This is a genomic window from Streptomyces sp. NBC_00670 (assembly GCF_036226765.1).
Lineage (GTDB): Bacteria > Actinomycetota > Actinomycetes > Streptomycetales > Streptomycetaceae > Streptomyces.
In genome coordinates, this window is record NZ_CP109017.1 from 819577 (window position 1) to 840511 (window position 20935).

At 74.6% G+C, this 20935-nt stretch carries 16 protein-coding genes; 12 read left to right on the forward strand and 4 right to left on the reverse strand.

What is annotated here, in order from left to right:
• Nucleotides 1-6: 6 nt before the first annotated feature.
• Complete coding sequence (locus OIE12_RS03565) at nt 7-1266, reverse strand: NAD(P)/FAD-dependent oxidoreductase (RefSeq protein WP_329131606.1); 1260 nt, start codon at nt 1264-1266, stop codon at nt 7-9.
• A gap of 353 nt (nt 1267-1619) precedes the next feature.
• Between OIE12_RS03565 and OIE12_RS03570 the strand changes: the two genes are divergently transcribed.
• The 9 genes from OIE12_RS03570 (at nt 1620) to OIE12_RS03610 (ending at nt 12305) form a co-directional block, all read left to right on the forward strand.
• Complete coding sequence (locus tag OIE12_RS03570; protein WP_329131608.1) at nt 1620-2210, forward strand: sigma-70 family RNA polymerase sigma factor; 591 nt, start codon at nt 1620-1622, stop codon at nt 2208-2210.
• Nucleotides 2211-2331: 121 nt separating this feature from the next.
• Nucleotides 2332-3528 (forward strand): lycopene cyclase family protein, encoded by a 1197-nt coding sequence (locus OIE12_RS03575; protein WP_329131611.1) that lies wholly within the window; start codon nt 2332-2334, stop codon nt 3526-3528.
• A gap of 30 nt (nt 3529-3558) precedes the next feature.
• Nucleotides 3559-4269, forward strand: a complete 711-nt coding sequence (locus OIE12_RS03580) for a class I SAM-dependent methyltransferase (protein ID WP_329131614.1) — start codon at nt 3559-3561, stop codon at nt 4267-4269.
• Nucleotides 4266-5924 (forward strand): NAD(P)/FAD-dependent oxidoreductase, encoded by a 1659-nt coding sequence (locus OIE12_RS03585; RefSeq protein ID WP_329131616.1) that lies wholly within the window; start codon nt 4266-4268, stop codon nt 5922-5924. Before OIE12_RS03580 ends, OIE12_RS03585 begins: the two co-directional genes overlap by 4 nt.
• A complete protein-coding gene (locus OIE12_RS03590) occupies nt 5891-6154 on the forward strand; it encodes a GlsB/YeaQ/YmgE family stress response membrane protein (RefSeq protein ID WP_329131618.1) in 264 nt (87 codons plus the stop codon). Before OIE12_RS03585 ends, OIE12_RS03590 begins: the two co-directional genes overlap by 34 nt.
• 227 nt (nt 6155-6381) lie before the next feature.
• Nucleotides 6382-7578 (forward strand): acyltransferase family protein, encoded by a 1197-nt coding sequence (locus OIE12_RS03595; RefSeq protein WP_443053754.1) that lies wholly within the window; start codon nt 6382-6384, stop codon nt 7576-7578.
• A gap of 146 nt (nt 7579-7724) precedes the next feature.
• Nucleotides 7725-9509 (forward strand): alpha/beta hydrolase, encoded by a 1785-nt coding sequence (locus OIE12_RS03600; protein WP_329131622.1) that lies wholly within the window; start codon nt 7725-7727, stop codon nt 9507-9509.
• 66 nt (nt 9510-9575) lie between these two features.
• On the forward strand, nt 9576-10589 hold the full coding sequence (locus OIE12_RS03605; protein WP_329131624.1) for a Gfo/Idh/MocA family protein: 1014 nt from the start codon (nt 9576-9578) through the stop codon (nt 10587-10589).
• 279 nt (nt 10590-10868) lie between these two features.
• A complete protein-coding gene (locus tag OIE12_RS03610; RefSeq protein WP_329131626.1) occupies nt 10869-12305 on the forward strand; it encodes a PP2C family protein-serine/threonine phosphatase in 1437 nt (478 codons plus the stop codon).
• A gap of 36 nt (nt 12306-12341) precedes the next feature.
• On the opposite strand, the gene OIE12_RS03615 is transcribed toward OIE12_RS03610, so the two are convergent.
• Nucleotides 12342-13841, reverse strand: coding sequence for a DNA-binding protein NsdB (locus OIE12_RS03615; protein ID WP_329131628.1), 1500 nt, complete (start codon nt 13839-13841; stop codon nt 12342-12344).
• 234 nt (nt 13842-14075) lie between these two features.
• On the opposite strand from OIE12_RS03615, the gene OIE12_RS03620 reads away from it, so the two are divergent.
• Nucleotides 14076-15206 carry an aminoglycoside phosphotransferase family protein gene (locus tag OIE12_RS03620; protein WP_329131631.1) on the forward strand — a complete coding sequence of 377 codons (1131 nt, stop codon included), beginning with the start codon at nt 14076-14078 and terminating at the stop codon, nt 15204-15206.
• Nucleotides 15207-15519: 313 nt separating this feature from the next.
• Nucleotides 15520-17535, forward strand: a complete 2016-nt coding sequence (locus OIE12_RS03625; RefSeq protein ID WP_329131633.1) for an N-acetylmuramoyl-L-alanine amidase — start codon at nt 15520-15522, stop codon at nt 17533-17535.
• 87 nt (nt 17536-17622) lie between these two features.
• Here the strand turns inward: OIE12_RS03625 and OIE12_RS03630 are convergent, their stop codons facing one another.
• Both OIE12_RS03630 and OIE12_RS03635 read right to left on the reverse strand, forming a co-directional pair.
• On the reverse strand, nt 17623-18120 hold the full coding sequence (locus tag OIE12_RS03630; protein ID WP_329131635.1) for a hypothetical protein: 498 nt from the start codon (nt 18118-18120) through the stop codon (nt 17623-17625).
• Between the two features lie 47 nt (nt 18121-18167).
• Nucleotides 18168-18410 carry a DUF397 domain-containing protein gene (locus OIE12_RS03635; protein ID WP_329131637.1) on the reverse strand — a complete coding sequence of 81 codons (243 nt, stop codon included), beginning with the start codon at nt 18408-18410 and terminating at the stop codon, nt 18168-18170.
• A gap of 256 nt (nt 18411-18666) precedes the next feature.
• Here OIE12_RS03635 and OIE12_RS03640 point away from each other — a divergent pair, with 256 nt between their 5' ends.
• Nucleotides 18667-20916, forward strand: coding sequence for an MMPL family transporter (locus OIE12_RS03640; RefSeq protein WP_329131639.1), 2250 nt, complete (start codon nt 18667-18669; stop codon nt 20914-20916).
• Nucleotides 20917-20935: the final 19 nt, after the last annotated feature.

Below are 20935 nucleotides of genomic sequence, written 5' to 3' on the forward strand. Positions count from 1 at the left end.
GCGCGCTCAGCGCCTCCGGTGCCGCCGCCCGGTCAGGTCCTCGAGCACCTCGCGGGCGGCGCGGGCGCCGGAGGCGAGGGCGCCCTGGACCGAGCCGGTGGCCCGGTGGTCGCCGCACACGTAGCGGCCGGGAGCCACGCGGGAGGTGCGGCTCAGCGGCTGGGGCGGCGGCATCGCGGGAAGCGCGTCGCGGACGGTGCGGGCGGTGAGCAGGTCCCAGCCGGCGGTGTCGGTCTCGTACACCTCCTCCAGCGCCGACGTCACCGTCTTGCGCGCCTGCGGGTTGTCCTCGCCGAGGACGGAGGTGGCGATCAGGGCGTGCCCCGCGGGCGCGTAGGTGGGGGCGACCTCGCTGAGTACGCAGGTGTTGAGGAAGCGGAGCCGTGCGTCGGTGAGCAGGGTGGGTTCGGCGAGCGGTGGGCGCGGGGCGACGTGGTAGTACGTCGTCACGACGCGCCCGGCGGGTACGTCGAGGCCGGGCAGCAGGGCCGAGGCCGGTCCCTTGCCGGTGGCGACGACCACGGCCCGGGCGGCCAGCCGGTCGCCGTGGGCGGTCTGCACACCGTCGTCGGTGAGCAGGGCGACGGGGGTGTCGAGCAGGACGCTGCCGGCGGGCAGTGCGGTGACGAGCGCCGCGGGTACGGCGCCGATGCCGTCGGCGGGCAGGCACAGGGTGCCGCGGAGCATGCTGCGCCACACCATGTGGAAGAACCGGCTCGAGGTCTCCAGCTGGTCCTCCAGGAAGATCCCGGAGAGGAACGGCCGGAAGAACCGCTCCACGAACTCCTCGGAGAACCCGGCGGAGGCGAGCGCGGTGCGGGTGGTGCGGTCCTCGGCGCGCCTGAGCAGGACGGTCGGGCCGAGCATGTCGCGGGCCGACAGGGTGCCGAGCGCGAGCAGGTCCCGGGGGGCGGCGAGCCGGCCGCGCAGCAGGTCGGTGAGGGAGCGGGCGTCGCGGCTGGGGTCGGTCAGGCGGAGCCTGCCGTGGTCGGTGTGCGTGAGCACGCCGGGGGTGAAGGGGCGCAGGCGCAGGTCGCGGAGGTTCAGGCGGCGTTTGACCTGCGGGTAGGAAGTGTTGAAGACCTGGAAGCCGCGGTCGACGACGAAGCCGTCGAGACGGTCGGAGCGCATGCGGCCGCCCACGTCGTCGGAGGCCTCGACGACGAGGACGGAGCGGCCGGCAGCCGCGAGGTCCCGGGCACAGGCGAGCCCGGCGACGCCGGCTCCCACCACCAGGACGTCGGTGCGCTCGGGTGTCGCGGACATGCGCGCCTCCTCTCACCGGGCAGGGCCCGGCCCTCCGAGTCCCACGGATTTCCCGGCCCGAACCCCGGCAGCCGGGTGAACCCGACGGCTCGGACGTGTGGGAGGCAGCGGCGAAGCCCCGCACACCTCTCGGGGGCGGGGGGCGAAGCCCCGGTCCAGGGGGAGGAGCCCCCTCGGGGGTGGGGCGTGAGCCCCGAGGCTGCCCCCGGGGGCGGAGCCCCGCACGGCTTCGGGACCGCGGGGCGACACTCGCGCCGCATGTCGCACGAAAACGCGCGAGCCCCCTCGCAGAATGGCGAGGGGCGACCTGGGTACACCGCAGTCGCCCATACGCCATACGAGGAGCCGCCGCCATGACCGCACCGCCGGTACCGGTCGAGGACGGGCCGGGGGACGAGGAGTTGGCCCGTGGTCTCGTCGAGGGGGACGAGGCGTGTCTCGCCGCGGCGTACCACCGCTGGTCGGCCCTGGTGCACGGACTCGCCGCACGCTCGCTCGGCGACGTGCGCGAGGCCGAGGACGTCACCCAGCAGGTGTTCCTCGGGGTGTGGCGCGGCCGGCACGGCTACCGTCCCGAGCGGGGGGCGATGGCGGGCTGGATCGTCGGCATCGCCCGGCGGAAGATCGCCGACGCCCTCACCGCCCGGACCCGCCGTCTGGACCTGCTCGCCTCCGTCGCCTCGGCCACCCCGCTCACCGCCCCCGGCGGTCACGCCGACGAGCCGTGCGAGGCGGTCCTGGACCGCGTGCTGGTCGGCCGCGCGCTCGCCGGACTGCCGTCCGCGCAGCAGCGGGTGCTGCGCCTGGCGTTCTACGAGGACCTGACCCAGGCCCAGATCGCCGAGCGCACCGGCTGGCCGCTCGGCACGGTCAAGAGCCACGCCCGGCGCGGACTGCGCCGGCTGCGGCACGGGCTGGGGGACGCGGAGGAGCGGCACGTCTGAGGGCGAAGGAGAACGCCGGCCGAAACTCCGGGTCCCCGCCCGCATCCGGAGGCGGCGCCCGGACGGAATCCCTGACGCGAGCGGTGCGGTACAAGCGGGACAGGCGACAAGGAGGCCCCGGGTGAACGACGCGGACGTGGTGATCGTCGGCGCGGGCGCCGCCGGCCTCTCCCTCGCCCTCCGGCTCTCCGCCCCCACCGCCGCACCGGCCGCCCGCCGCTGCGTACTGCTCCTCGACGCGCCCCCCGGCCCGCTGCGCCCCCCGCCCCGCACCTGGTGCTACTGGGAGCGCGGCCCGGGCCCGTACGACAGCGCCCTCACCGCCACCTGGCAGCGGCTGCGGGTGCACGGCCCGACGGGGCGGGCGACCGTCGGGGAGACCGTCCCGCTGCGCTACAAGATGCTGCGCTCCGACGCGTTCGAGGCGTTCGCGCAGGGGCGGCTCGCCGAGCGCCCCGCGGTCCGGCGCCGGGAGATGGCCGTGGAGACGGTGCGGAGCGTGCGCGGGGGCGCGGAGCTCCTCGGCACGGACGCGGGCGGCGCCCCCGTCACCGTCCGCGCCCGCTGGGTGTTCGACTCCCGGCCGCTCGCCGGCCTGCCCGCCGCCCGCACCACCCTGCTCCAGCACTTCCGCGGGTGGTTCGTCCGCACCGCCCGCCCCGTGTTCGACCCCACCGTGGTGGAGCTGATGGACTTCCGCGTCCCCCGCCCGGCGCACGGACTGGCGTTCGGTTACGTCCTGCCGACCGGGCCGCACGAAGCGCTGGTGGAGTACACCGAGTTCTCCCGCGCCGTCCTGTCCCGGGCGGCGTACGACGCGGCGCTGCGCGCGTACACCGAGGACGTGCTGCGGCTCGGCCCGCTGGAGGTGGTGGCGACGGAGTCCGGCGTCATCCCGATGACCGACGCGCCCTTCGCCCGCACGACCGGCGCGTCCGTCTTCCGCATCGGCGCCGCGGGCGGCGCGACCCGCCCGTCGACGGGGTACACGTTCGCCGCCGTGCAGCGGCAGACCCGCGCGATCGCCGCTGCCGTCCGCGCGGGCCGCCGGCCGCTGCCGCCGCCCGCGCACTCGGCCCGGTCCCGGGCGATGGACGCCGTGCTGCTGCGGGCGCTGGACACCGGCCGGGTGGACGGCGCGGAGTTCTTCAGCCGCCTGTTCGAACGGGTGCCGACGCCACGGCTGCTGCGCTTCCTCGACGGCGGCACCGGCCTGTACGAGGATCTCGCCGTCGGCCTGCACGCCCCCGTGCGCCCGATGCTGCGCACGGCGGCGGAACTGCCCCGCCTGGCCCGCCGCCCGTTTCCCGCCCCCTGACCCCGCTCCCCCACCCGCCGAGGAGTTCCCATGACCCTGTTGCGCGACGAGGCGCTGGCCGGCGCGTTCGACCGGGCCGCGCCCCGGTACGACGCGCTGGTCGCCCTCAATCCGGGCTACCACGCCCATCTGCGCCGCTCCGCCCGCCGCCTCGGCCTGCCCGACGGCGGGGCCGGGGCGCGCGTCCTCGACCTGGGCTGCGGCACGGGCGCGTCGACGGCGGCGCTGCGGGCCGTGCTGCCGCGGGCGGAGATCACCGCGGTGGACGCGTCGGCGGGGATGCTGGCCCGCGCCGCCGGCAAACCGTGGGCCGCCCCCGTCACGTTCGTCCACGCACCCGCCGAACGTCTGGCAGAGGAGGGCGTACGCGGACCGTTCGACGCGGTGTTCGCGGCGTACCTGCTGCGCAACGTGGCCGATCCGGACGCCGTACTCGCCGACGTGCGCGGCCTGTTGGCGCCGGGCGGGCGGCTCGCGGTGCACGAGTACGCGCTCAGCGGCCGGCGGGCGCACCGGCTGGTCTGGGACGCCGTGTGCCGGGGCCTCGTCGCCCCGCTCGGCAGCGCGTACGGCGACGGCGCCCTCTACCGCCATCTGTGGCGCAGCGTCGTCGGCTTCGACACGGCGGCCGCGTTCGGGAAGCGGCTCTCGCGGGCCGGCTTCGCGGAGGTGCGGGTGCTGCCGCTGCCGGGCTGGCAGACGGGGATCACCCACACGTTCGTGGGCCGGGTGCCCGCGTGAGGCCCCCGGCGGGCGCCGTCTCCCCGGGGCGCGGCCGGGACCGCCGGGCGGTCCGTCTCGATCCCGCGCCCGGCCGCCCCCGCGTCACCGGCGAGGCCCCGTCGGTCGCGGTGGTCGGCGGCGGCATCGCGGGGCTCGCGGCGGCGACCGGGCTGGCCGAACGGGGCGTGCGCGTCACGCTGTACGAACGCGAGCCGGCGCTCGGCGGCCGGCTGGCGGGACACCCGGTGGCGCTGGCGGACGGCAGCCGGGTCACGATGAGCCGCGGCTTCCACGCGTTCTTCCGTCAGTACTACAACCTGCGTGCCCTGTTGCGCCGGACGGACCCGGGGCTCGACCTGCTCACCGGCCTCCCCGACTACCCCCTCGTGCACGCCGACGGCCTGCGCGACGGCTTCCGGCACGTGCCGCGCACGCCCCCGTGGAGCGCGCTGGGCTTCGCCGCGCTCAGCCCCGCCTTCCGCGGCCGCGACCTGCTGCGGATGCGGCCGCGAGCCGCGCTGCCCCTGCTCGACGTGCGCGTGCCGGAGGTCTACGAGCGGCTGGACGGCGTCAGCGCCCGCGACTTCCTCGCCTCCATCCGCTTCCCGCCCGCCGCCCACCACCTGGCGTTCGAGGTGTTCTCGCGCAGCTTCTTCGCCGACCCGCGCGAGTTGTCGGCGGCCGAGATGGTGCTGATGTTCCACATCTACTTCCTCGGCTCCGCCGAGGGCCTCCTCTTCGACGTCCCCCGCGAGCCGTTCCCCACCGCGCTCTGGGAGCCGCTGGCCCGCCATCTGGCCGGCCTGGGCGTGGACATCCGTACCGGGACGGCGGTGGAGGGCGTGGATCCGGCGCCGGACGGCGGGTGCGTCGTCCGCGCGGCCGGGGGCCGCCCGGCGCGGTACGACGGGCTCGTGCTCGCGCTGGACACCGGCGGGCTGAAGGCGGTCGTCGAGGGGTCGCCGCGGCTGGTCACCGGGGAGTGGCGGGCGGGGATCGCCCGGCTGCGCACCGCGCCGCCGTTCCTGGTCAGCCGGCTGTGGCTGGACCGGCCGGTGACGCCGGACCGGCCGGGCTTCCTCGGCACCAGCGGGTACGGGTCGCTGGACAACGTCAGCGTGCTGGAGCGGTGGGAGGGCGAGGCGGCCCGGTGGGCGGCGCGGACCGGTGGCTCGGTCGTCGAACTGCACGCGTACGCGCTGCCCGGCGAGGGCGCCGGCCGGGAGGCCGAACAGCGGCGGCTGGTCGAGCAGTTGCACCGGGTGTACCCCGAGACACGGGACGCCCGGATCGTCGACGCGCGCCACGAATGGCGGGCGGACTGCCCGCTGTTCGCCGTCGGCACCCACGCCGGCCGGCCCACCGTGCGCACGCCCGACCCGGCCGTGGTGGTCGCCGGGGACCTGGTGCGCACGGCGCTGCCGGTCGCCCTGATGGAACGCGCCGCGACCACGGGCTTCCTCGCCGCGAGCGCGCTGCTGGCGCGATGGGGCGTACGCGGACACACACTCTGGACGGTGCCGCGCCGGGGCCGTACGCCCGTACTGCGCGCACTGGCCCGGCTCGCCGGACCGGAACGGATACTCCCCACCGACGCGGGCATGCGACTCCCTACAGGACTTCACAAGGAGGGGCAGAGATGGAGATCGCGGGCATCGTCAGCGCCATCGTGATCGGAATCGTCATCGGCGTACTGGGCCGCCTCGTCGTCCCGGGCCGCCAGCACATCGGCATCCTGCTGACCATCCTGGTCGGCATCGTCGCCGCACTCATCGGCTCCGCCCTCGCCGCGGCCCTCGGCGTCGCCGACACGAACGGCGTCGACTGGATCGAATGGCTGATCCAGATCGCCCTGGCGGCACTGGGAATCGCGGCCCTGGACCGCGGCATGGCGCGCCGCTGAGTTCCGGGGGCGCGGGTGCGTAGTGGCTGATCGCGCAGTTCCCCGCGCCCCAAAAAGGGGCGCGGGGCTGTGTCGACATGCGGCTCCGCCGCGTGGGCGCGCAACGGGACGGGTAGGGGCGGCGGGGGCGAGAAACCCGTTCCGCCATTGGGGCGGCCTTGGCCGCCCCCATGAATGACCCGTACACGACGGGGCAGGCGCGCCTGGTCCGTCCAACGTCCCCGCGCATGGGAGATGCGGTGCCCGACACCCCCCAGGCCCCCCACTCATCCCCACCCGTACCCACGCACCCCACCCCACAACCCCCACCACCCCACCCCGCGGAAGCCGGCGAACCCAAGGCCCCCACCAAGCCCACCCCCCGCAACCCCTTCTTCGACAACGCGAAATACCTCACCATCGTGCTGGTCGCCTGCGGCCACGCCTGGGAACCCCTCACCTACGGCAGCCGCACCGCACACGCCGCCTACCTCACCGTCTACGCCTTCCACATGCCCGCCTTCGCCCTGATCTCCGGCTACTTCTCGCGGAGCTTCGACATGGCCCCCGGCCGCCTCAAGCGGCTGATCACCGGCGTGGTGGTCCCCTACCTGATCTTCGAGACGGCGTACACGCTCTTCTACCGGTGGGCACAGGACGACCCGGGCTACCCGCTGAGCCTGCTGGACCCCTGGTACGTGATGTGGTTCCTGGTCGCGCTGTTCATCTGGCGGCTCACCACCCCCCTGTGGCTGATGCTGCGTCACCCGCTGCCCCTGGCCATGGCCCTGGCGATGCTCGCCGCCTGCTCCCCCGACCTCGGCGGCGATCTGTCGATACAGCGCGTCCTCGGCTTCCTGCCGTACTTCGTCCTCGGCCTCACCCTGCGCCCGGCGCACTTCGAACGGCTGCGCACCCGCCGGGCCCGGCTGCTGGCGCTGCCCGTGTTCGCGGCCGTCCTGGCGGTGGCGTACTGGGCGGCCCCGTCGTTCGACGCGGGCTGGCTGTACCACCGGGGCGCGGTCACCGGCCAGGGCGCCCCCGCCTGGGCGGGGCTGCTGACCACGCCCGCGCTGTTCGTGCTCGCGCTGGCGCTGACGGCGTGCTTCCTCGCCTGGGTGCCGCGCCGCCACATGTGGTTCACCACGCTGGGCGCGGGCACGATGTACGGCTATCTGCTGCACGGCTTCCTGATCAAGTCCTCGCGCTTCTGGGGCTGGTACGACCACCCCTGGCTGCACACGCCCGCCGGTGAGCTGCTGGTCACCGCGCTCGCGGTCGGCATGATCACCGCGCTGTGCTCGGCGCCGGTACGGGCCGCCTTCCGGCACGTCGTCGAGCCCCGGATGGACTGGGCGTTCGTCCCCCGCCCGGCGGCCGGCGGCACACCGCGGGACCGCCAGGAGCGCCGACCCGCACCGGACCCGTCCCGCGCGACCCGCTGACGTACACCCCGCCGACGTACGGCCCGCCGCCCCTCCCCCGTCGTCCGGAGGCGGCGCGGGCCCGGCCCGCCTATGGTGAGCCGGGGGCGGGCACGGCTCGAACAGGGGGAGTTCCCGGTGCGCAGCCGGGCGTACCGGGAGGCCGCATGCTGCCGATGTTCGGATGCCGGCCGGCCGCCGCGGCGGCGGTCACGGCGACGGCACTCGCCCTGCTGGGCCCGGCCGGCGCCCCGTCGGCCCCGGCGGCGGCCACCGGCCCGTCACCGACCACGACTCGCACCACCCCCTCTTCCCCTTCCTCTCCCGACCTCTCGCGCTTCTACCGGCAGCGCGTCGCCTGGTCCGTGTGCGAGGGCGACGGCATGCCGTCCGACCTGCAGTGCGGCAAGGTCACCGTGCCGCTCGACTACGCCCGCCCCGCCGCCGGCACGCTGGACCTGGCGATGGCCCGCTACCGCGCGTCGGGCCCGTCCCGGGGTTCGGTGCTGCTGAACTTCGGCGGTCCCGGCGGCCCGGGCGTCCCCCAGTTGGCCCTGGGCGGCAAGGACTTCATGGGTCTGACCGAGGGCTACGACGTGGTCACCTTCGACCCGCGCGGCGTCGGCCGCTCCTCCCCCGTGAGCTGCGGCGAGGGCACCGACGAGATGCTGGCGGCGACCGAGGACGGCGCCGTCGGACAGGATCCCGAAGCCGCGCTGAAGGCGCTGCGCTCGGCGGTGGCCCAGTGCACCGCGCACTCGGGGCCGGTGCTGCGGCACATCGGCACGGTGAACGCGGCCCGCGACCTGGACGTCATGCGCCAGGCGCTGGGCGACGACCGGCTCAACTACCTCGGCTTCTCCTACGGCACCCGGCTCGGGGCGGTGTACGCGGCACAGTTCCCGAAGAAGGTCGGGCGGATGGTGTTCGACGGCGTCGACACCCTCACGGAGCCGCTGGACGAGCAGGGCGTGGTGAGCGCGGCGGGACAGCAGCGGGCGCTGGAGGACTTCCTCGCCTGGTGCGTCCAGGACGTCGCCTGCCCGTTCGGACAGGACGCCCGCGCGGCCCGGGAGCAGGTGGTACGGCTGGTGGGGTCGCTGGACGAGGATCCGCTGCCGACCGACTTCGGCGGACGGTTCACCGGGCAGGACCTGGTCGCGGCCATCGGACAGGGGCTGTACAGCAAGGAGTTCTGGCCGGCGCTCGAACAGGCGCTCGCCGACCTGACGCAGGGCGGTGACGCCGGCCGCCTCACGGGCTTCACCGGCGGCGGCACGGTCGTACCACCCCGGACCGCCGCACCCGACGGCCCCGCCGCGCCGTCCCGCGCCACCGGCCCCGCCGCACCCCCCGCTCCCGTGGAGCCGCCCCGCCCCGGCCCGGTCCCCGGGTACGCGGACCTGACCGGCTCCCGCCCCGCGCCGGGGCGCGAGGACACTGCCCCCGCCGCCGGGGGCGCCCGGGCCGGCGGCGGGCTCGTCGACCCCGAGGACGTGCCGGCCGACAACCTCCCGGCCGCGCTGATGGCCGTCAACTGCGCCGACGACCCCGACCGGCGCACCGCCGCCCAGGTGGTCGGCGACCTCGGCCGGCTGCGCGCGCGGTACGAGGAGGCGTCGCCGGTCTTCGGCCGCTACCGGCTGGCCGAGGTGCTGATGTGCTACGGCCGCCCCCGGGGCACCGACTTCGTGCGCGAGGACGTGCGGAACGTGCCCGCGCCGAAGATGCTGCTGGTCGGCACGCGCGGCGACCCGGCCACCCCGTACCGCTGGACGGTGGAGACCGCGAAACGGCTCGGCCCTTCCGCCGTGGTGCTCGACAACAGGGGCGAGGGACACACCGGTTACGCCTCCTCGCCGTGCGTGCACCGCAAGGTCGACACCTTCCTGCTGTACGGCACCCTGCCCCCGGACGGCAGTTCGTGCGGGCCGGAGCAGGAGGACGGCTGATCTCCCCCTACGCGTCCCGGCCGCCTACGCTACGCCGAGGCGATGATCGTGAAGGGGTGTGCGGACGTGAGCGGGCTGTTGGGTGTCGCGGTACTGGGTGCGGGTCACATGGGGGCCGATCACATTCGCCGGCTCGACCGGGTGGTGAGCGGGGCGCGGGTGGTGGCGGTCGCCGACCCGGACACCGCGCGGGCCGAGGCGGCCGTGGCGGGCATCGAGGGCGCGTCGGCGCACGCCGAGGTGGCCGCCGCGCTGGACGCGCCGGGTGTCGAGGCGGTGCTGATCGCCTCGCCGGGTCCCGCGCACGAGGCCGCGCTGCACGAGGCGTTCGCCCGCGATCTGCCAGTACTGTGCGAGAAGCCGCTGGTACCCGACGCGGAGGGGGCGCTGCGGGTGGTCGAGGCGGAGGTGAAGCACGGCCGGCGGCTGGTCCAGGTCGGGTTCATGCGCCGCTACGACGCGGAGTACCTGCGGCTGAAGTCCCTGCTGGACGGGGGCGGGCTCGGACGCCCGCTGCTGCTGCACTGCGTCCACCGCAACGTCTCCTCACCGCCCGGCTTCACCTCCGCGATGCTGGTGGACAGTTCGGTGTCGCACGAGATCGACGCGGCCCGCTGGCTGCTCGGCCAGGAACCGGTCGCGGTGACCGTGCTGCGTCCGGGCAGCACGGGGCGGGCACCCGAAGGACTCGTCGACCCGCAGTTCGTGATCCTGGAGACCGACGGGGGCGTGCTGGTCGACGTGGAGATCTTCGTCAACACCGGCTTCGGCTACCAGGTGCGGTGCGAGGCGGTCTGCGAGGGCGGCAGCGCGCGGATCGGCGAGGAGCACGGCATGACGGTGACGGCACCGGGGCGGGAGTCCCGGGAGGTGCCGCAGGACTACCTCGTACGGTTCGCGGACGCGTACGACCGGGAGGTGCGGGCGTGGGTGGACGCGTGCCGGGCCGGCCGCGTCGGCGGCCCGAGTGCGTGGGACGGGTATGCGTCGTCGGCGGCTGCCGAGGCGGGCGTGCGGTCCGCGCGTACGGGGGCGCGTGTGGGGGTGGAGTTGGCCCCGCGGCCGGCGTTGTATGCGTGAGGTTGGGTGTGCGGGCGCCTAAGCGGTGGGGGAGTTCGGTTTGTTGGCGGGTGCGGGTCTGTTGTGGCTGGTCGCGCCCACGCGGCGGAGCCGCAGATTGATACAGCCCCGCGCCCCTTAAGGGCCCCTGCGGGGCCCCAGGGGCGCGGGGACAGTGTCATATGCCAGGCGCATCCACGGGTTCCATGTTGGCAAATCCCTTACAGCGTGCGACGCGCTGTGCGACAGTCGTAACGGTCCTTCTTCACCAGTCGGTCGCACTGTCACCCGGAGTACGCCATGTCGCCCCCTCCGTCCGCGGACCGCTCCGCCGCGCCGCCGCCCCGGCGCGGCGCGGTCGACGCGTTGCTCTCGCGGACCCGGCGGCTGCGCGGCGACATGGACGCCGTACGGCGCGAGGCGCCCGCGGACGGTGCGGATCCCGAGGCCCGCTGGCAGCGCGCTCTGTACGATCTGGCGCTGCACCAGCTCGCCGATCTGGACGCCCATCTGGCCCAGCTCCGTGACGGCCCCCCGCCCCTCACCGCCACCCACGCCCCCGCGACGGGCCCGCCGGCCGCCCCGCAGCCCCGGCCCCCCGGCGGGCCACTGCTCGGCCGGGTCGGGTCCGCCGAGTGGGATCTGCTGACCGACCGGGCCGCGTGGTCCGGCGAGCTGTACCGGATTCTCGGCCGCGACCCCGCGGCCCCCGCCCTCACCCTCGACGAACTCCCCTCCCTCGTGCACGAGGACGACCGCGCGCGGCTGACCACGATGGTCACGGACTGTCTCATCGACGCCCGCCCCATCGACGGGGAGTTCCGCGTCCTGCGCCCCGACGGCGCGGAGCGCACCGTGCACATGATGGGCGAACCCGTGCTCGACGCCGACGGCTCCACCGTCTCGATGTGGGCGGTGCTCAGGGACGTCAGCGAACTGCGCCGCCGGCGGCGCACCGTGCGCGAGACCCGTGACTCGCTGCACCAGCGCCGCCGGCTCGCGCAGACCGAGCACCGGGTCGCGGTCGAGCTGCAGGAGGCCGTGCTGCCGCCGTGGCGCGGTCCCCTGCGGCTCCCGCGCCAGGGCCCCGGCGCGCTGGACCTGGCCGCCCGCTATCTGCCGTCGTCCGCCGGCGCGCCGGTCGGGGGCGGCTGGTACGACGCGCTGGAACTCCCGGACGGGGGGACACTGTTGGGCGTGGGCGAGCTGGCCGGGCACGGTGTCGCGGCCACCTCCGGGGTGGCGATGCTGCTGGGTGCCGTCCGTGGCATGGCGGTGACGGGTGCGGAGCCGGGGGAACTCCTCGGCCGGCTCAACCAGTTGCTCGACGCCTCCCTCGCGCAGCCCGCGCTGGGCGGTGCGCTCTGCTGCCGGTACCGGCCCGCCTCGCGCACGCTGCGGTGGGCGCGCGCGGGACACCCCGCCCCGCTGCTGTTCCGCGACGGGACGGGGCGTGCGCTGACGGCGCCGGACGGCGTCCTGCTCGGGGCGACCGCCGGTGCCTCCTACGGCGCGGCCGAGGAGCCGTTGCACCCGGGTGACGTGCTGCTTCTGTACACCGGTGGGCTGGTCCCCCGGCACCCCGGCCCGGAGGCCGCCCGGCGGCTGCTCGGTCTGGCCGCACGGTTCGGCGCGGCCCGCGGCGCACAGGGCTGCGTACGGGCCGTCGTCGAGGAGTTCGGCGGGACCGAGCGCCAGGAGGACGCCTGCGTGCTGGTGGCCAGGGTCACCGGCTGACGTATCCGCCGCGGACGCGCGAGGGCGGACGGGGGGTCAGGCCCGGGCGGTCCTGCTGCCTCCCTTGCGTTTCCAGCCCGGCGGCATGGCCAGTTCGATCTCCTCGCGCAGGTTCTGCACGTTCGGACAACTGGAGTACTGGGCGGTGAGCCGGTACATCTCGCGCAGCCGGTCCCAGGTGCGGTGGGAGGAGTTCGACCCCATCGAGTTCAGGGCGAGCCGTGCGTAGCGGTCGGCCTGGTCGGGGTCGTCGGCGAGGAAGCACGCCGAGGCGAGCGTGAGGTGGTCGAAGATCTTCGACCGGTCGCGCCCGCTCTCCCGCAGGTGCAGCGCCTTCCTGGCGTGCTGCTGGGCGATGGCCGCCGCGTCAGGCTCGTGCTCGGCGAGGGTACGGTAGGCCAGGGCCTGCATGCCGTGCAGATCCGCCTCGTCGAACAGCTGCATCCAGCTCGGCGGGGGCACGTCCCCCTTGTCGGAGACGAAGAGTTCCTCCGCCTGTCCCAGTGTGCGCCGCATGGCCTGGCCGCGGCCCAGCGACGCGTGCGCCCAGGCCTCGATGGTGTGGAGCATGGCCCGGGTGCGCGGCAGCACCTCGTCGCCGGAGCCGGATTCGGCGAGCTTCATCAGGTCCAGGGCGTCGTCGGGCCGGCCCAGGTGCACCATCTGGCGGGCGGCGCGGGAGAGCGCCTCCCCGGCGCGGGGCCGGTCGCCGCCCTCCCGTGCGGCGTGGGCGGCGATGACGAAGTACTTCTGGGCCGTGGGTTCCAGGCCGACGTCGTGCGACATCCAGCCGGCCAGGACGGCGAGGTTGGCGGCGACGCCCCACAGGCGCCGCTGCAGATGGTCGGGGTGCCGGTAGGAGAGCATGCCTCCCACCTCGTTGAGCTGGCCCACCACCGCCTTGCGTTGCAGCCCGCCGCCGCGGGCCGCGTCCCAGGCGCGGAACACTTCGACCGAGCGCTCCAGTTCCTCGATCTCCTGCGTCCCGATGGGGGCGGCCTCATAGCGGTCGTACCCGGCGGGGTCGGCGTGCAGGGGGTGATCGAGGTCGGGGGCGTCGGCCGTGAGGGCCGGATCGGTGTGCAGCCAGTCGTGCATGGCGCTGCTGAGTGCGGAGCCCGCGGCGAGCGCGGCGCCCGCGCCCACCAAACCGCGTCGGTTGAGCATGAGGTCCATTCCCGTGAATTCGGTGAGGACCGCAGCGGTCTGCTCGGGCGCCCACGGCACTCCGTCGGGATGTTCCACGTCCCCGCCGCCCGGCCGTTTCCCCGTACGCCCGTGCCGGACCAGACCGAGGTCCTCGATGGTCACGACACGGCCGAGACGCTCGGTGAACAGGGCCGCCAGCACCCGTGGCACGGGATCGCGCGGGATCTCTCCCATGTCGATCCAGCGCCGAACGCGGGAGGTGTCGGTCGCCAGCTGGGGGTGGCCCATGGCCGCCGCCTGCCGGTTGACCAGCCTCGCGAGTTCTCCCTTGGACCATCCGGTCAGGCCGAAGAGGTCCGCCAGACGGGTGTTGGGTTGTCCGCTCACGTCAAGCCCCCAGGTACTCGGCTGAGTTGACAGTAGCCGCCTGTCAGTTGCTGCGGGACTATTCGCCAGGGTTCGCCAGGGTGCGCCAGATGGTGTGCCCACCGGTCCCGGGTGTCAGGTAGGAATGCGCCACCCCGACCCGGTCGCCCAGGGGCATTCCCCAGGGTGCGCCGCGGCGGCCGGGCCGGAGCGGCGCGGCAATTCACCGGCACACGAAGGGATCCGTGTTCACCCATGTACGCAGCATCGTCCTCCGTGTCCGCCCCGTCTCCGTCGCTGCGCACCCGCCGGCCGGGAGCGGGCGGCCCCTACCTCGACCCCGCGCGCCCCCAGCCCCCCGTGCACGGGGCCGGCCGGCCCCGGCGCGTGCCCGGACTGGCCGGCGCGCCCCTCAGCGGGAGGCTCGACCTGTCCGGCCCCCAGGGTGCGCAGCTGCGCACGGCGATCGCCTCCGTGCACCGCATCTGCCCGGAGTTCACCCCGGTGCAGGTGCTGCGCCGCAGCGGCCGCTCGGTGCTGCTGGTGGGCACGACAGGGCGCAGCACGGCCGTCGCCAAGTGTTTACTGGACCATTCGCCGATGTGGTCCGAGCGGACCCGGCACGAAATAGCGGCCTACCGCGCGTTCGTCCGGCACCGCCCGCCGGTGCGGGTGCCACGGCTGATCGCGGCGGACCCGGACAACTGCACGCTGGTGATCGAGCGGATGCCCGGTCGGGTCGCCGCGCTGCACCGGCACCCGGCGCAGGCCCCGCCACGCGCGGACGTACGGGCGGCGCTCGGCGCTATCTGCCGGCTGAACGCCTGGCGGCCGCCGGCGGGCACGTTCGACGCCCCGCTGGACTACGCGGAGCGCATCTCCCGCTTCCACGACCTCGGCCTCCTCACCGACCGGGACATGGGCGACCTGCAGAAGCTGCTGCACGGCATCGCGCACGCGGCGGGCCGCCAGGGCATGGGCCAGTTCTGCCACGGCGACGCACTGCTGTCCAACGTCCTGCTCTCCCCCGCGGGCCCGGTCCTGGTCGACTGGGAGCACGCGGGCTGGTACCTGCCGGGGTACGACCTGGCGACGCTGTGGACGGTCCTCGGGGATGCCCCGCTGGCACGGCGGCAGATCGCCCAGATCGCCCAGTCGGCCGGCCCGGCCTCGCGGGACGCGTTCCTGGTCAACCTGATGCTGGTACTGACCCGGGAGATCCGCACGTACGAGACGGCCGTCCAGCGCTCGATGCACGACAGCTCCCCGACGACACCCCCGGGCGCCACCCCCTCCGGTGAGGAACAACGCCTCCTCCTCCGCCGCCTCCACGACGACTGCCAACTGACCCGCCGTGCCCTCCGCGCAGCGGTGGGCACCCGCTGACACAGCCTCCGGGACAGCGCCCCTGAACACCCCGGCCAAGCCCGACCAACCCAGGGGCGCGAGGAACTGCGCGACAAGCCACATCGCACCCGCACCCGCCAACACACCGCACCCCCCACCCCCCAAGGCGCCCCACCCCACAAGGCACCGCACCGCACCGCACAACGCAACGGCTCGCCGAACACCCGCGCGCCGTTGCCCCCGGCAAGCCCGGTCCCCCGCGCATGATTGACGGAACGTCAAGGAGCCGGTACCACAGACGCACGTTCGGCCCCGCACGCCCCATCGCGCCAGACCGCCCAGGAGGCATGCCTTGCGAGGATCCCCCACCACCGGACACAGACCCACCCGCAGGACGGCGGCCGGCGCCGCCGCCTCCGCCGCCCTGCTGCTCCCCCTGCTCGGTGCCGGCCCGGCGTCCGGCCAGGGCGGCACCACCGCACCCGGCACCCGCACCACCACGCTTCAGCACGCCTTCGCCACCGCCGCCGCGGAGTACCACGTACCGCGCGGCGTGCTGCTCGGCGTCTCGTATCTGCAGTCCCGCTGGGACACCCACGCCGGCGCGCCCAGCGTCTCCGGCGGCTACGGCCCGATGCACCTCACGGACGCCCGCACCGCGCTCGCCCACGCGGCCACGCACCCGGAACAGACCGCAACGGCGCACCTGAAGAAGGCCGGGGACGCTCGCGGGGACACGGCCCGACCCGCACTCCACCCGGACGCCAACGCACCCGGCGTCCCAGCCGCCACCGCCCTCCCGGCCCGGCTCGAGACGCTCACGAAGGCCGCCGGGCTCACCGGCATCCCCGCGGCCACCCTCCGCAGCGACCCCGCCGCCAACATCCGCGGTGGCGCCGCCCTGCTGGCCGCCGCGCAGAAACGTCTCGGCGAACCGCTCAGCGCGGACCCGGCCGACTGGTACGGGGCCGTCGCCGCGTTCTCCGGCGCGGACGACACGGCGACCGCCGCCGCGTACGCCGACGACGTCTACGACGTGCTCCGCACCGGCGAACGGCGCACCACCGACACCGGGGAGCGGGTCACCCTTGCCGCGCGCCCCGGCCTGGCCCCCGACAAGGCGCCGCTGCGCCGCGCGGGCCTGCACAAGGGCCACGCCGCCGGCACCGAGTGCCCGAAGACCGTGGCGTGCGAGTGGATCCCGGCGCCGTACGAGGAGTTCGGGGACGACGACTACGGCAACCACGACCTCGGCGACCGCCCCGCCTCGCAAAGAATCAAGTACATCGTCATCCACGACACCGAGGGCGCCTGGGACGGGGTCATCAACCTCGTCCAGGACCCGACCTACGTGTCGTGGAACTACACCCTGCGCTCCACCGACGGGCACATCGCCCAGCACGTGAAGGCCAAGGACGTGGCCTGGCACGCCGGGAACTGGGACGTGAACTCCCGTTCGATCGGCCTGGAGCACGAGGGTTTCCTCGCCGATCCGGACGCCTGGTACACGGAGGCGATGTACCGCTCCTCGGCCCGGCTGGTGAAGTACCTCGCCGACACGTACACGATCCCGCTGGACCGCCAACACCTGCTCGGCCACGACAACGTGCCAGGCCCCACCACCTCCACCGTGCCCGGGATGCACACCGACCCGGGCCCCTACTGGGACTGGCGGCACTACTTCGACCTGCTGGGCGCGCCGCTGAAGAGCACCGCCGACGCGAAGGGCGGCCTGGTGACCATCCGGCCCGACTACGCGGCCAACACCCCGCGGTACACGGGCTGCACCGACGGCGACGAGCCCTGCGCGGCGCACGGCTCCAGTGAGGTGCGGCTGTACAGCGCGCCGGACGAGAACGCGCCGCTGATCAAGGACATCGGCCTGCGGCCGGGCGGCGGCGAATCCACGATCGACGTCAACGACCTCGCCTCGCGGGTCTCCACCGGCCAGCAGTACGCGGTGGCCGGCCAGGACGGGGACTGGACGGCGATCTGGTACCTGGGCCAGAAGGCCTGGTTCAAGAACCCGGCGAAGCAGCCGACGGCCGTCCACGCCAAGGGCACGGTGGTGACGCCGAAGGCCGGCGCGACCGACATCCCCGTCTACGGCCGCGCCTACCCGGAGGCCGCCGCGTACCCGGCGGGCGTCCCGGCGCAGTCGTTGTCGCCGCTGCCGTACCGGATCCCGGCGGGCCAGAAGTACGTGGTCGGGGACGAGATGCCGGGCCAGTACTACTACGCGGTGACGTTCGACGAGGCCTCGCACAAGGTCGTCACCGGCAAGGACACGTACTACGAGATCCAGTACGGCCACCGGGTCGGCTTCGTCCGGGCGGCCGACGTGACGGTACTCCCCTCGGGCTCGTAGCCGCGGGGCATGCTCAGGGGCCGGGTCCGCGGGGAGGCGGGCCCGGCCCCTGTGTGTCCTGCGCCTGCTGTCAGCGGCTTCCGGCGGTCAGCCCTGCTGGAACAGCTCGGCGGGGAGCGGCTTGAGCAGGGCGTAGAGGTCGTCGGTGATGGGGCGGTCCCAGGCGGCGATGGTCACCAGGACGTTGTCGCTGCGGTCGAACTGCACGCAGGAGATGCGGCTTTCGGAGAGCTTGAGGCGGCGCACCACCAGCAGGTTGTCGCCCTGGAGCACCGGCACGTCCTCGGTGCCGACGACGGTGACCTCCTCGTCGTTCTCCAGGGCGAGGAGGAGCTGGGCCACCTCGAAGGGAATCTCGTCCTCGTCGACCTCCCGGGCGGGAGATCCCTCCGGGAGATTGCCGATGATCATCGCGGGGCCCCGGCCGCCGAAGAGGTCGTAGCGCAGGAACACGCCCTGGCAGCTGCCGTCGGGGGCGGGCAGCAGACCGGCACCGAGGTTGCCCGGCCAGTCGCCCGGATCCATGGCCAGTACGTCGAATTCGGGCCCGGCGGGGGTGGCGCTGCGGCGGCGGAGGAAGGACATGCCGCCATGGTACGTGCCCGCGCCCGCGACGGACCTGGGGCCGGTGCTCAGGTCAGGTCGAACTCCCCCTCCCGCGCGCCGGAGACGAAGGCGCCCCATTCCGCGGGGGTGAAGATCAGGGACGGGCTCTCGGGGCGGCCACTGTTGCGCATCGCGATGAAGCCCTCGACGAAGGCGATCTGGACATCCCCGCGCCCCTTGCTGCTGGACTGCCATTCGGCGTTGCTGAGGTCAAGGTCGGGCTTGTCCCAGCCCGCGAGGGGGTGCTGCTGGATGGTGCTCTCGGCCACGGCCGTGCTCCTCCCGGTTGCGTCGTCCGCGGCCAGCCTAGCGACCGGGTCCGGGCACCGACAGAGCACGTGAGGGGGAGGCTTCGTGGATCCCCGGGCGGGCCGCGGTGCCGGGGCGGGCGGCGCCCGCGCGGACGTACCCGGCAGGACAGGGGGGGCCGCCCGGCATTCAATGAAGGCGTCCGGGCGTCCTCGTCGTCCCGCGATCGTCCCCCGGCCGTCCGTTCGCGTCCCTTCGCCGCCCGTGGAGCGCCCCATGCCGTCGACCGTGCTGTCGACCTCGTCCTCGCCGGGGGACGGCGGGCCCGCGCCCGGGCGGCTGCACCGCCTGGGCGAGTGGTGTGCCCGGCACTTCGTCGTGGTCATCGTGGGCTGGCTGGTCGCCCTGCTCGTCCTGGAGGTGTTGCAGCACTCCTTCGGCGGGGACTACTCGGACGACTTCGCCCTGCCGGGCACCCAGTCCCAGCAGGGCCTGGACGTGCTGAAGCGGCACGATCCGGCGGCCGGCGGCTACAGCGCTCAGGTCGTGCTGCACGACGAGGACGAGCCGCTCACCTCGCTGAGCGGCCAGGTCTCGGACGCCGTCGGCGCGCTGGAGAAGCTGCCGCACGTGCTGTCCGCGCAGAACCCGCTGCCGCCGCCCGGGAAGCAGCCGTCCGGTCAGCAGTCGGGGGGCGCGGGTCCGCTGTCGAAGGACGGGAGGACGGCGTACATCACCGTCCGGTTCGACGTGCAGCCCTCGACGCTCGGCGACGGGTACCTCCACGGCGTGGACGACGCCGTGCGGCCGCTGCGGTCGGCCGGCGCGCGGGTCGAGTACGGCGGGCCGCTGGGCGAACTGGCCCGGCCCGCGCCCGACGACCGGATCAGCGAGCTGATCGGCTTCGCGGTGGCGATCGTGGTGCTGCTGGTCGGGTTCGGCAGTGTGCTCGCCGCCGGGATCCCGTTGCTGAGCGCGCTGGTGAGCGTGGTGGGCGGGCTGGCGTGCCTGGGGCTGCTGGCGGCCGCGTTCACGTTCGCCACCGTCTCCCCCACCCTGGCCACGATGATCGGCCTCGGAGTCGGCATCGACTACGCGCTGTTCCTGATCACCCGCCACCGGCAGCACGTGAGGGACGGCGCGGACCCGGTGCACGCGGCGGGGCGGGCGGCGGCCACGAGCGGCCGGGCCGTCCTGGTCTCCGGCTGCACGGTGATCATCGCGCTGGCCGGGCTGTCCGTCTCCGGGGTGGCGTTCATCGCGCTGCTGGGCGTGGCCGCCGCCGTGACGGTGATCTCCGCGGTGGTGGGCGCGCTCACCCTCGTCCCCGCGCTGCTCGGGCTCCTCGGCCGGTGGATCGACCGGCTGCGGGTGCGCCGGCCGGTCGCCGAGACCGACGCGGAGCCGGGCGGGGCCGCGCACGGCACCTGGCACCGCTACGCGCGGCGGGTGGAGCGGCGGCCGTGGTGGTTCCTGGCCGGCGGTGTGCTCACCGTGGCCGTGCTGGCGATCCCGGTGTTCTCGCTGCGGCTGGGGCACATCGGCGACGGCGCCGATCCGACGTCGTTCACCGACCGGCGGGCCTACGACCTGATGGCGGACGCGTTCGGCCCCGGCTCCAACGGCCCGCTGACGGTGGTCGTCGACCAGTCGGACGTGCCGGCGGACCAGCGCTCCGGCCTGGCCTCCCGTGCGGAGCAGAAGCTGGCCGGCGCGCCGGGCGCGGCCCTGGTCACCCCGCTCACCACCACCAAGGACGGGGACGTGCTGGTGGGCACGGTCTACTCCGAGGAGTCGCCGCAGAGCGCGACGACCAACGACCTCGCCAACACCCTGGTGCGCACCACGCTCCCGGACGCCGTCTCCGGGACCGCCGCGAAGGGGTACGTGACCGGGACGACGGCCGCGCAGGTCGACTTCCGGGACATCGTGGCCGAGCGGCTGCCGTGGATCATCGCCGTCGTGGTGGCGCTGGCCTTCCTCATCATCCTGATCGTCTTCCGCGGCCTGCTGGTGGCGGTGAAGGCGGCGGTGCTCAACGTGCTGTCGATCGCGGCCTCGTACGGGGTGGTCGTCGCCGTGTTCCAGTGGGGGTGGGGCGGGCCCGCGCTGGGGGTGTCGGGGACGGTGCCGATCGAGAGCTATGTGCCGATGATGATGTTCGCGATCATCTTCGGGCTCAGCATGGACTACGAGATCTTCCTGCTCTCCCGCGTTCACGAGGCCTGGCTGCGCACCGGCGACGCGAAGGGGTCGGTGGCGCACGCGCTGGAGATCACCGCGCGGGTGATCAGCTGTGCCGCGCTGATCATGGTGAGCGTGTTCGCCGCGTTCATCGTCAGCGACAACATCGTGGTGAAGATGCTGGGGCTCGGGCTCGCGGTGAGCGTGCTCATCGACGCGACCGTGGTGCGCCTGCTGCTGGTCCCGGCGGTGATGACACTGCTCGGGCGGCACGCGTGGCGCACCCCTCGGTGGCTGGACCGGGTGCTGCCGCACATCGACCCGGAGGGCGAGCGCGGGTGAGGGCGGGTCCCTTCCGGGT